The sequence below is a fragment of the Streptomyces sp. NPDC055103 genome (genome assembly GCF_053607625.1).
On sequence record NZ_JBSGTX010000126.1, the window covers coordinates 1 to 11373 of the forward strand.

At 69.4% G+C, this 11373-nt stretch carries 9 protein-coding genes and 2 riboswitches; of the genes, 4 read left to right on the forward strand and 5 right to left on the reverse strand.

The genetic code is table 11. From position 1 onward, the window contains the following. Positions 1-97: 97 nt before the first annotated feature. From ACWFR1_RS39215 to ACWFR1_RS39235, 5 genes are all read right to left on the reverse strand, one after another. Positions 98-1873: an ABC transporter substrate-binding protein gene (locus ACWFR1_RS39215; protein ID WP_453560614.1), complete on the reverse strand. Its 1776-nt coding sequence runs from the start codon at positions 1871-1873 to the stop codon at positions 98-100. A gap of 118 nt (positions 1874-1991) precedes the next feature. Further along, entirely contained in the window at positions 1992-3029 is a 1038-nt protein-coding gene (locus ACWFR1_RS39220) for an ABC transporter permease (RefSeq protein ID WP_453560617.1), read from the reverse strand. A gap of 363 nt (positions 3030-3392) precedes the next feature. After that, the gene (locus tag ACWFR1_RS39225; RefSeq protein WP_453560619.1) at positions 3393-4184 is read right to left on the reverse strand and encodes an enhanced serine sensitivity protein SseB C-terminal domain-containing protein; all 792 of its coding nucleotides are present in this window, start codon (positions 4182-4184) and stop codon (positions 3393-3395) included. Positions 4185-4273: 89 nt separating this feature from the next. After that, positions 4274-5014 carry an enhanced serine sensitivity protein SseB gene (locus tag ACWFR1_RS39230; protein WP_453560621.1) on the reverse strand — a complete coding sequence of 247 codons (741 nt, stop codon included), beginning with the start codon at positions 5012-5014 and terminating at the stop codon, positions 4274-4276. Positions 5015-5130: 116 nt separating this feature from the next. Beyond that, the gene (locus tag ACWFR1_RS39235; RefSeq protein WP_453560623.1) at positions 5131-5805 is read right to left on the reverse strand and encodes an AAA family ATPase; all 675 of its coding nucleotides are present in this window, start codon (positions 5803-5805) and stop codon (positions 5131-5133) included. Between the two features lie 151 nt (positions 5806-5956). Then, positions 5957-6056: riboswitch (glycine riboswitch) on the forward strand. Position 6057: 1 nt separating this feature from the next. After that, positions 6058-6169, forward strand: a riboswitch (glycine riboswitch). 59 nt (positions 6170-6228) lie between these two features. Here ACWFR1_RS39235 and gcvT point away from each other — a divergent pair. The 4 genes from gcvT to ACWFR1_RS39255 all read left to right on the forward strand — a co-directional run bounded on the left by gcvT (position 6229) and on the right by ACWFR1_RS39255 (position 10672). Continuing rightward, positions 6229-7353: a glycine cleavage system aminomethyltransferase GcvT gene (gene gcvT / locus ACWFR1_RS39240; protein ID WP_453560625.1), complete on the forward strand. Its 1125-nt coding sequence runs from the start codon at positions 6229-6231 to the stop codon at positions 7351-7353. Positions 7354-7451: 98 nt separating this feature from the next. Further along, positions 7452-7829, forward strand: coding sequence for a glycine cleavage system protein GcvH (gene gcvH, locus ACWFR1_RS39245; protein ID WP_453560628.1), 378 nt, complete (start codon positions 7452-7454; stop codon positions 7827-7829). A 31-nt stretch (positions 7830-7860) separates the two neighbouring features. Next, positions 7861-9129 (forward strand): serine hydroxymethyltransferase, encoded by a 1269-nt coding sequence (gene glyA, locus ACWFR1_RS39250; RefSeq protein WP_453560631.1) that lies wholly within the window; start codon positions 7861-7863, stop codon positions 9127-9129. 157 nt (positions 9130-9286) lie between these two features. Continuing rightward, entirely contained in the window at positions 9287-10672 is a 1386-nt protein-coding gene (locus ACWFR1_RS39255) for an L-serine ammonia-lyase (protein ID WP_453560634.1), read from the forward strand. The last annotated feature ends 701 nt before the right edge of the window (positions 10673-11373 follow it).

The following is an 11373-nucleotide window of genomic DNA, read 5'->3' on the forward strand; positions in this document are numbered from 1 at the left end:
GGCCGGGGGACCCGATCGGGTCCCCCGGCCGCCACCCTCGGCCATCACCTGCCCTTCGGACCTGGCGGCGGGTGGTGCGCCGGTGAAGCGGGTCGGATTACTTGACGACGCCGAGCGACGCGTAGTCGTAGCGGCCGTTGTAGGCGTCCGCCGTGTAGACGTTGGTCAGCCTGGAGCTGCGCCAGATGATGTTCTTCTCGTGCGTGAAGGGCAGGTAGACCGCGGCCTCCGACACCTTCGTGTTGATCTGCTTGTAGAGCTCGCCGGCCTTGTCGGGGTCGGTCTCCTTCAGCGCGCTGTCGAACAGGCCGTTGATGGCCTTGTCGTTCAGCTCGGAGAAGTTGTTGTTACCGCTCTGAAGGATGAAGCGGCCGTCGACCAGCGGCTGGAGGAAGCCCTGACCGGTCGGGAAGTCGGCGCCCCAGCCCATGATGATGATGCCGTAGCCCTTGTCCTTGACGACCTTCGGCGAACCGATGATGCCGGAGGTCTGGGCGCCGTCGAACTGCTCGATCTGGGCGTCGATGCCGACGGCCTTCAGCGACTGCTGGAGGGACTCGGCGGTCGCGATCTCGATCTTCTTGTTGTTACGGACCGCGATCTTGGTCTTGAAGCCGTTCGGCTGGCCGCACTTCGCGAGGGCTTCCTTCGCCTTGGCGAGGTCCGGCGCGCCGGCGAGCTTGCCGTACGGGTCGGCCTTCGCGTCGGCGCCCTTCAGGCCCGGGGGCAGCATGTTGGTGGCGATGTCGCCGCCGGCCTGCGGGCCACCGCGGGCGGTCTGGAGCGACTTGGAGTCGGCCGCGTAGATGATCGCCTTGCGGCACTCGATGTTGGGGATCACCGTCTGCGGGAAGACCGCGTAGCGGATGAAGCCCGTCTGCGGGTTGTCGACGTTGTTCTTGTGCTGCTGGAGCGCCTTCTGGCGGGCGGCCGCACCGATACCCGTGGCGTTGAGGTCGAGGTCGTACTCGCCCTCGATCAGACGGTTGTCCATGTCGTCGGCGTTCGTGGTGAACGTGACGCTGATGGTGTCCGGGAGCGCCTTGCGGATCGGGTCGGTCTTCGCGTCCCACTTGTCGTTGCGGACGAGCTTCATCGACTTGTTCGGCGTGTACGACTGCCACTTGTACGGGCCGGAGGAGAAGGGCTTCAGCTGGTACTTGGCCTTGGTGTCCTTGTCCTGGCGGACCGGGGACGCGGCGGGCATGGCCAGCATCTGCAGGAAGTCACCGTTGGCGACCGGCAGCTTGAAGATGATGGTCTTGTCGTCCGGGGTCTCGATCGCCTTCAGGCCGAGCTTGTCCGGGGCGGTGTCCTTGTAGGGACCCTTGTAGTCGCCCTTGGGGTCGAGGACCTGCTGGAGGTAGATCGGGCCTCCGGAGATGACGTCCTGGGCCCAGATGCGCTCGATGCCGTACTTGATGTCCTTGGAGGTGATCGGCTTGCCGTCCTCCCAGGTCACCCCGTCCTTCAGCGTGAAGGTGTAGGTGAGGCCGTCGGCCGAGACCTTGCCGGCGTCCGTGGCGAGGTCCGGGACGAGCTCGGTGGAGGCGGAACCCGGCTCGGCCTTGAAGGTGACGAGCTGGCGGGTGTAGTAGCGGGCGAAGTCCCACACGAAGCCGTAGTAGCCGCGCTGCGGGTCCCACGAGTCGGCCTCCTGCGAGCCGATGAACTTCAGCTCGCCGCCCTTCTTGTCCGAAGCGTTGGCGACCTTGTTCACGGCGGCGTTGAAGCCGGCCGCGGACGTCTTGTCGTTCTTCTCGCCGCCCTTGCCTTCGCCGCCGCCACCGCACGCGGTGGTGACGACCATCGTGGCCGCCGCCAGCAGTGCGCCCGCGGCGATTCTGCGCCTCTGAGAGCTCATCAGAGTCATGGGTCTCGCAACCTCCGGAGTAATGACGGCCGTCATGTCGGTCCGCCGTTGGGGGATGAGCCTCCTGTCGACAGCGGCAGGGGCGGGTCTTGGGTCGTCGGTGCTCGTCGGCGAGCGGTCAGCGGGAGCCCTTCGGGTCCAGCGCGTCACGCACGCCGTCGCCGAAGAGGTTGAACGCAAGGACGGTGACGAAGATCGCGAGGCCGGGGATCACCATGAACACAGGGTCCGCCTCGTAGGTGGTGATGGCCGTCGACAGCATCTGGCCCCAGGAAGCGGTGGGCGGCTTCACTCCCGCACCGAGGAAGCTGAGCGCGGCCTCGGTGAGGATGTTGGTGGGGATCATGAGGGTCGCGTAGACCATGATCGGGGCGATCAGGTTGGGCAGCAGCTCGCGGCGCAGGATGTACAAGCGGCCGGCGCCCAGGCTCTGGGCGGCCTCGACGTACTCGCGGTTGCGCAGCGAGAGGGTCTGGCCGCGGACGATGCGGCCGACGTACGGCCATCCGAAGAAGCCGATCACGAGGACGAGCGCCGCGATGCGGACGCCCGAGCCGTCGAGGCCGAGGAACTCGGTCGGCAGGACCGAGACCAGGGCGATCGTGAAGAGCAGCTGCGGGAAGGCGAGCATGACGTCCATGATCCGGCTGAGGACCGCGTCGATCCAGCCGCCGAAGTAGCCCGCGACGATGCCGAGGACGGTGCCGAGGACGACCGCGAAGACCGCCGCGAGGAAGGCGACGAGCAGCGAGATCCGGGCGCCGTAGACGATCCGGCTGAAGACGTCGCGACCGTTGACCGGCTCGACGCCCAGGAGGAAGTCGGAGCTGATGCCGCCCCACGACCCGATCGGCGTACCGAAGAGCGGGTCGATCTGGTCCTCGTGGAACTCGTCCGGCGGATGGCCGAGGAGGCCGACGATGACCGGGGCGAGGATCGCGACCAGGATCAGGAAGAGGACGACGAAGGCGCCGGCGAGGGCGAGCTTGTCGCGCTTGAGGCGGGTCCAGGCGATCTGCCAGGGCGACCGGCCCTGGATCGCCTTGGCGGAGGCGCCGGAGGTGCCGGAGTTGTCCGGAGTGCCGGGAGCGTCGGGCGCGCCGACGACGGTGGCGGTCGACTCGCCCGCACTCGTCTCGTGCAGTGGTGCCGTCATCGTGGTGAGGACCCCTCTCGGCCGCCGGTAGCCGGCCCTTGCCCTGCCGCGGGTAGCGGCTCGGTGGAACAACCTGCTGGGCTTCGGTTCGAAAGGTTCCGAACGCCCGGTGTTCCGGGGAGTCTTCAACGCGTCTGCGATCACCCGCCAGCCCTGACGAGGAATGTTTGCTCAAACGTGATGCGGTGCTGCGACTTCCGTTATCCGGACGTCGCGATCACCTGAGCGGACCATCTCGGGTCCTCTTCACCGCAATCGGACATGTCGCCCAACTAGGCGTTCGGCATGCGGTATCAGGGCGAACGACGGCCTCCGGAGAGAACTCCGGAGGCCGTTGGGGTGCGAGCGTGGACGAGTGGCGTCTCAGTATCCGGACGGGGCCGGCGGCGGGTAGCCGTATCCCGGGACGGCGGCGGAGCCGCGTCCGGCGTGCGCCTCGCGGTCGTAGAAGGGGCGCGCGTGGGCCCCCAGCCAGAGGGCCACCGGGTCGTACGCGTCGGAGAGCGCGACCGTCGAGACGGGCAGCCCGTCGGGCACGGCGGAGATCGACTGGCGCATCATCGCGCGGACGGAGTCGACGGCGGCCGCGGAGGTGTCGTACAGGTCGAGTCCGACGGCGAGGTACGGGGAGCCGAGCGCGGGCTGCACCCAGCCGCGGCGCAGCGACCGGACGGCCGGGGTGCGGTGCGCGTTCTGGGTGAGCAGGGCGTAGAACTGCGGGATCTCCAGGGCGGGTTCGCTGACGCGCAGCGGTCCCGCGGGCATCCGGTCGAGGCCGGTGGCGATGCGGCGCAGATCGGCCCAGGGGATGCCTACACCGCCGCCGGGAGCGTGCGGATTGAGCCAGATCCCCCAGCGGTCGGGGTAGAGGGCGCGGGCCATCTCGCGGCCGGTGACGAGCTCGTGGGCGCGGTGCCAGCCGGAGGCGGCGAGCTCCTGGGCGGAGGTGACGCAGGGCGCGTAGCCGAAGCCGTCGACCTCCATGTTCCCGTACTGGGCGTCGGGGGAGCCGGGCGAGCCCTGCCAGAGCAGCATCCAGACCTCGCCGTCGGCCAGGGCGTGCAGCAGCCGCTCGTACGCGTCGTAGCGTCCGGGTGCCACCTGGCGCAGCATGTGCTCGACCTGACCGGTCGCAGCGGTGCCTGACGCGCTCACCCTGGGTCCCGCCCCTCTTCCGTTCACCACGTCCGCCCGGACGTCCTCTGTCCGGCTACCGATTCAGTTCAGCTTAAACAGGGTGCCGGTCACCCGGCGGCGCGCTGGTAGAAGGGGCGTACCCGCTCCAGCATCCAGTCGCCGACCGGGTCCTGCGCCATGTCGAGCAGGATGAGGTTGACCGGCCAGGCGACCTCGACGCGGCCGAGGGCGCGGCCCAGGGCGTCCAGGGGCGCGTTGCGGTCGACGCCGTCCCAGGCGGCGAGCTGGACCCCGACGAAGAGGGCTGGCTCGGTGCCCTCGACGCTCGCGAGGACGCGGCGGGCGGTGGTGACGACTCCGGTGGCCTCGAACTCGGCGGAGGCGGCGGCGAGGAAGTCGACGGGGTCGTCCTGCCAGTCGGGCTCGAAGAGCCGGACGCGGCCGCCGCTGGCGGGGCCGTCGAGCGGGGTGCGGCCGACGCGGCAGAGTTCGGCGACGGCGGGCGGGGGCAGCGGGACGCCGACCGTGCCGCCGGGGTTCACGGCGATGCCGAGCTGCGGGGGCAGGCCGCGGGCGAAGTCACGGGCGGGGGCGACCGTGTAGGACATGTGAGCACCGACACAGGCGAGGAACTGCTGCTCGGAGCTGAAGACGGGGACGAAGGCCGCGCCGTCGATCTCCATGGTGGCGAGATCCAGGTCGGTGCTGTCGGGGCCGCCGCCGTTGGGCAGGGGCACCCAGACGGGGCTGCGGCCCAGCACCTCGACCAGTCGGCCCCCTGCGGAGGGGTTGCCGAGCGAGGCGTCCAGCACCTCTTCGAGCTCGTTGCCCGGCCACGTCACGTCCACGGTCCCTGTTCCCCTATCTCGCGGGGGCGCGCCCTCCCGCACCGCCCCGCAGCACCCTAACGCCGCCTTGGCACCACTGTGGCCAAAAGCAGGGGGTACGAGCGAGAGGGCGGCTCTCAGGTCACGTCGCGGAATCCGATCCTCCGCAGGGCGTCCGCGGCGTCCCGGTCGAGGATGGTCGCCGAGGCGCAGCCGGGCGGCAGGCTGCCGGACTCGGCGGTCCGCAGGAGCCGCCCGACGGCCCGCCGGTGCCGGGCGAAGGCGTACGCGGAGACACCACGCCCCCGGTCGCGCTGGCCGTCGCGCGCGGTGTCCGGGGCGACGTCGAGCAGGACCAGGTGCAGGGCGCCGCCGCGGCGCCTCGCCTCGCGCGCGAGCCAGCCGCGCACCCAGGACTGGGTGCCGCAGTCGTGCACGATGACGCTGGCGCCGGAGCGCAGGGCGCGGCGCAGCCCGGCGTAGTGCGCGAACCGGACCAGGGGGCGGTAGACCGCGTACGGCAGGAGGCGCGGCATGCGGGCTTCCCAGCGCTCGCGGGCGTCCTGGGAGTCGATGCCCCGGCCGTCGGCGGCGCGCTTCATGAGGGTGGACTTGCCGCTGCCGGGCAGCCCGGAGACGACGACGAGGTCGCCGGCGGCGAAGGTGAGGACACGGGGCCCCCGGCCGCCGCGCTCGCGCAGGTCCCGCAGGATCCGGCCGCGGCGGCCCGTTCTGCTCCTGGTCCGGGCTCGGGCACGCTGGGACGGTATGCCGGTACCCGGCGCGTATGCGCCGGTGTGCTGGATCCTCATCGCTGCTCCCCCTGCCGGGCCTCGGGAGACCCTTGCCCATAAAGTGTAAAGAAGCGGTAATGAGATACAAGTGATGTGCCACGCGGAGCCCGCGTGCAATGATGTGCGCGCCAGGCGCGCTCAGTCGCCATACAACCTCATACCGGCCGCTCGAATCCGCGCGGGAGAGTTCCGGACCGCCCCAGGCGTCCGGACGCCGAAGGAGCAAGACCCTCCCTTGAATCTCTCAGGCCCCGTACCGCGTGGATGAGGCAGATCTGAAAAGCGGGACACCCTGCCGTGTCCCCACCCAAGGTGCAAGCCGACCTCTCGGTGACGAGATGCTCTCGGTGAACCTCTCAGGTTCCATGACAGATGGGGAGGACGTCCTCGCCCGTCATGTGTTTCGTCACCGAACCGCCCTTGGGATCCGGGAGCCACCCCATGAGCACTGCCCCCCGTCTGACCGCCCTCGACGCACTGCATCGTTCGCTGGGCGCGACCATGACCGACTTCGCGGGCTGGGACATGCCGCTGCGTTACGCCAGCGAGCGGGACGAGCACATCGCCGTCCGCACCAAGGCCGGCCTCTTCGACCTCTCCCACATGGGTGAGATCACGGTCACGGGTCCGCAGGCCGTCGAGCTCCTCGACCACGCCCTCGTGGGCAACATCTCCACGGTGGGCGTGGGCCGCGCCCGCTACACGATGATCTGCCAGGAGGACGGCGGCATCCTCGACGACCTGATCGTGTACCGGCTCCAGGAGCAGGAGTACATGGTCGTCGCCAACGCCTCCAACGCGCAGGTCGTCCTGGACGCGCTGACCGAGCGCGCGGCCGGCTTCGACGCCGAGGTCCGCGACGACCGCGACGCGTACGCCCTGATCGCGATCCAGGGCCCGGAGTCCCCCGGCATCCTGAAGTCGCTCACCGACGCCGACCTGGACGGGCTGAAGTACTACGCCGGTCTGCCCGGCACGGTCGCGGGCGTGCCCGCGCTGATCGCCCGTACCGGCTACACCGGCGAGGACGGCTTCGAGCTGTTCCTGAAGCCCGAGCACGCCGAGGGCGTCTGGAAGGCGCTGACCGAGGCGGGCGCCCCGGTCGGCCTGATCCCCTGCGGTCTGTCCTGCCGTGACACGCTCCGCCTTGAGGCGGGCATGCCGCTGTACGGCCACGAGCTGACCACCGCCCTCACCCCCTTCGACGCCGGTCTCGGCCGGGTCGTCAAGTTCGAGAAGACGACCAACGACGGTCGCTTCGTCGGCCGCGAGGCGCTCGAGAAGGCCGCCGAGCGCGCCGAGACCGCCCCGCCGCGCAAGCTCGTCGGCCTGGTCGCCGAGGGCCGCCGGGTCCCGCGCGCCGGGATGTCCGTCGTCGCCGGCGGCGAGGTCATCGGCGAGGTCACCTCCGGCGCGCCGTCGCCGACCCTCGGAAAGCCGATTGCCATGGCGTACGTCGACGCGGCGCACGCCACGCCCGGCACCGAGGGTGTAGGGGTGGACATCCGTGGCACCCACGAGCCGTACGAGGTCGTGGCGCTGCCGTTCTACAAGCGCCAGAAGTAGCGCGGCAAGCGTCCCGAGTGACGCAGTCGTCCCACCCCGGGTCTCAGCCCGCGAGACCCACGTCCATCAGTACTCCCCCGATCCAGGAGAATCAGGTCATGAGCAACCCCCAGCAGCTGCGCTACACCAAGGAGCACGAGTGGCTGTCGGCCGCCGAGGACGGCGTCGCGACGGTCGGCATCACGGAGTTCGCGGCCAACGCGCTCGGTGACGTCGTCTACGCCCAGCTCCCCGAGGTCGGCTCGACCGTCACCGCGGGCGAGACCTGCGGTGAGCTGGAGTCGACGAAGTCCGTGAGCGACCTGTACTCCCCCGTCACGGGTGAGGTCGTCGCCGCCAACGAGGACGTGGTGAACGACCCGTCCCTGGTGAACACGGCTCCGTTCGAGGGTGGCTGGCTGTTCAAGGTACGTGTCGCGGGCGAGCCGGACGAGCTGCTCTCCGCCGACGAGTACACCGCGTTCTCCGCCGGCTGAGACCGGGCCCGAGACCCCTAGGGATCGATTCATGTCGCTTCTGAACACTCCCCTCCACGAGCTGGACCCCGACGTCGCCGCCGCCGTCGACGCCGAGCTCCTTCGTCAGCAGTCCACCCTCGAGATGATCGCCTCGGAGAACTTCGCTCCGGTCGCGGTCATGGAGGCCCAGGGCTCCGTCCTCACCAACAAGTACGCCGAGGGCTACCCGGGCCGCCGCTACTACGGCGGCTGCGAGCACGTCGACGTGGCCGAGCAGATCGCGATCGACCGGGTCAAGGACCTGTTCGGCGCCGAGTACGCCAACGTCCAGCCGCACTCCGGCGCCTCCGCGAACCAGGCCGCCCTCTTCGCGATCGCCCAGCCGGGCGACACGATCCTGGGTCTGGACCTGGCGCACGGCGGCCACCTCACCCACGGCATGCGCCTGAACTTCTCCGGCAAGCAGTTCAACGTGGTCGCGTACCACGTGGACGAGGCCGGTCTGGTCGACATGGCCGAGGTCGAGCGCCTCGCCAAGGAGCACCGCCCGAAGGTCATCATCGCGGGCTGGTCCGCCTACCCGCGTCAGCTGGACTTCGCGGAGTTCCGCCGGATCGCCGACGAGGTCGAAGCGTTCCTGTGGGTCGACATGGCCCACTTCGCGGGTCTGGTCGCGGCCGGTCTGCACCCGAACCCGGTCCCGTACGCGGACGTGGTGACCTCCACCACGCACAAGACGCTCGGCGGCCCGCGCGGCGGCATCATCCTCGCGAAGAAGGAGTTCGCGAAGAAGCTGAACTCCTCGGTCTTCCCCGGTTTCCAGGGCGGCCCGCTGGAGCACGTGATCGCGGCCAAGGCCGTCTCCTTCAAGGTCGCGGCCTCGGAGGACTTCAAGGAGCGCCAGCAGCGCACCCTGGACGGCGCCCGCATCCTCGCCGAGCGTCTGGTCCAGGACGACGTCACCGCGCACGGTGTCTCGGTCCTGTCCGGCGGCACGGACGTGCACCTGGTCCTGGTCGACCTGCGGAACTCCGAGCTCGACGGCCAGCAGGCCGAGGACCGTCTCCACGAGGTCGGCATCACGGTCAACCGGAACGCCGTTCCGAACGACCCGCGTCCGCCGATGGTCACCTCGGGTCTGCGCATCGGCACGCCGGCGCTCGCGACCCGCGGCTTCGGGACCGAGGACTTCACCGAGGTCGCCGACATCATCGCGGAGACCCTGAAGCCGGGCTTCGACAGCGAGCAGGCCGAGGCCCTCAAGGCCCGGGTGACCGCGCTGGCCGACAAGCACCCGCTGTACCCCGGCCTGAAGTAGTTTCGTACCCTTTTGTTCGTACGGACGTTTGGGGCATCGCGCACACTGAAAGGTGAGCGCGGTGCCCCACCCCGTGTCGCGTCCCGTTTCGATCTTCCTGCTCGTTCTGCACCACCCCGGCAGACAACGGCGTCCAGCCCCCACAAGGAGTCCCTCCGTGGCCATCTCGGTCTTCGACCTGTTCTCGATCGGCATCGGTCCGTCGAGCTCCCACACGGTGGGCCCCATGCGCGCGGCCCGGATGTTCGCCCGCCGGCTCAAGAACGAGGGCCTGCTCGCCCACACCGCGGCCATACGGGCGGAGCTGTACGGCTCCCTGGGCGCGACCGGCCACGGCCACGGCACCCCCAAGGCGGTGCTCCTCGGCCTGGAGGGCAGCTCGCCCCGCACGGTGAACGTCGAGACGGCGGACGACGAGGTCGAGCGCATCAAGTCGAGCGGCCGGATCAACCTCCTCGGCGCGCACGAGATCCCCTTCGACTTCGACGCCGACCTGATCCTGCACCGCCGCAAGGCGCTCCCGTACCACGCCAACGGGATGACGATCTTCGCGTACGACGCCGAGGGCGCCCTGGTCCTGGAGAAGACGTACTACTCCGTCGGCGGCGGCTTCGTCGTCGACGAGGACGCGGTCGCGGGCGAGAACCCGATCGTCCCGGACGACACCGTCCTGAAGTACCCCTTCCGCACCGGTGACGAGCTGCTGCGGCTCGCCAAGGAGACCGGCCTCTCCATCTCCTCGATGATGCTGGAGAACGAGAAGGCCTGGCGCACCGAGGAGGAGATCCGCGCGGGTCTCCTGGAGATCTGGCGGGTCATGCAGGCCTGCGTCTCGCGCGGCATGTCCCGCGAGGGCATCCTGCCCGGCGGCCTGAAGGTGCGCCGCCGCGCCGCGAACACGGCCCGCAAGCTGCGCTCCGAGGGCGACCCGGCGGCGCTCGCGATGGAGTGGATCACCCTCTACGCGATGGCCGTGAACGAGGAGAACGCGGCGGGCGGCCGGGTGGTCACCGCTCCGACGAACGGCGCGGCCGGCATCATCCCCGCGGTCCTGCACTACTACGTGAACTTCGTGACCGGCGGTGCCTCCCCGGAGGAAAGGGAAGACGGCATCGTCCGCTTCATGCTCGCGGCCGGCGCGATCGGCATGCTCTTCAAGGAGAACGCCTCGATCTCCGGCGCCGAGGTCGGCTGTCAGGGCGAGGTCGGCTCGGCCTGCTCCATGGCGGCCGGCGCGCTCGCCGAGGTCCTCGGCGGCTCCCCCGAGCAGGTGGAGAACGCGGCCGAGATCGGCATGGAGCACAACCTGGGCCTGACCTGCGACCCGGTCGGCGGCCTCGTGCAGATCCCGTGCATCGAGCGGAACGGCATGGCGGCGGTCAAGGCCGTCACGGCCGCGAAGATGGCGATGCGCGGCGACGGCAGCCACCTCGTCTCTCTCGACAAGGTCATCAAGACCATGAAGGAGACGGGCGCGGACATGAGCGTCAAGTACAAGGAGACCGCTCGGGGCGGTCTCGCGGTGAACATCATCGAGTGCTGAGGACGTAGTCCCGGACGAGGCCCTGACCAGCGCGTTTGCATCTTTCAGCGCTGTCAGGGCCTTCTCTGCTTGCACGGCGAAAAATCCCTGAAGTGTCCCTGGGGCAGACCCGAAAGTCCCTGAAAAGTCCCTGCCGACTCCCCCACTGATGGGGATGTGACCTGGAAGCACGCGGTGCTCGGTAGCAGTGGACATCCGTCGAGCAGCCCCTGGCTGAGCACAGCCATCAAGCGCGCCCCCGGCACTGGTCGGGCGCAGTCGACAGCCAGGTCCGGTCGGACACGTCCAGCACCCGATCGACGGCCACCACTCACCGCAGTCGAACTTGACAAACACTTCGCACGGAATTCGCAGATTCCGTGATTCCCATCACCCCGGATTGGGCGTGCTGCCCGATTCGCTCTGGCGCGATGGCGGGATTTGCCTGATCTCGCCCCATCGCGCACGTCATACGTCACAGGCAAGTGCGCTGATGGATGCCCCGGCTAGGACAGGGTCGCCGCACAAGGGGATCGGAAGCCACTGGATCTTCACTTTGCGTACCTGTGAGTCACACACCAGACGTGAGCGTTCTGTGGTGGGTGTAGTTAGGGGTGGGGAATGCATTGGAGTGACCCCCGAAATTCCGACACCTGGACGCTGGATGTTTCGTCATCCAGGGGAAGTGATCCAAGGTGGCAAAGCGGAAGAACTACCCCGAA

What these genes read in the sequence shown, in the direction of transcription:
- ACWFR1_RS39215 (WP_453560614.1), bottom strand. Translation starts at nt 1,873, where the DNA reads ATGACTCTGATGAGCTCTCAGAGGCGCAGAATCGCCGCGGGCGCACTG.
- ACWFR1_RS39220 (WP_453560617.1), bottom strand. Translation starts at nt 3,029, where the DNA reads ATGACGGCACCACTGCACGAGACGAGTGCGGGCGAGTCGACCGCCACC.
- ACWFR1_RS39235 (WP_453560623.1), bottom strand. Translation starts at nt 5,805, where the DNA reads ATGAGGATCCAGCACACCGGCGCATACGCGCCGGGTACCGGCATACCG.
- gcvT (WP_453560625.1), top strand. Translation starts at nt 6,229, where the DNA reads ATGAGCACTGCCCCCCGTCTGACCGCCCTCGACGCACTGCATCGTTCG.
- gcvH (WP_453560628.1), top strand. Translation starts at nt 7,452, where the DNA reads ATGAGCAACCCCCAGCAGCTGCGCTACACCAAGGAGCACGAGTGGCTG.
- glyA (WP_453560631.1), top strand. Translation starts at nt 7,861, where the DNA reads ATGTCGCTTCTGAACACTCCCCTCCACGAGCTGGACCCCGACGTCGCC.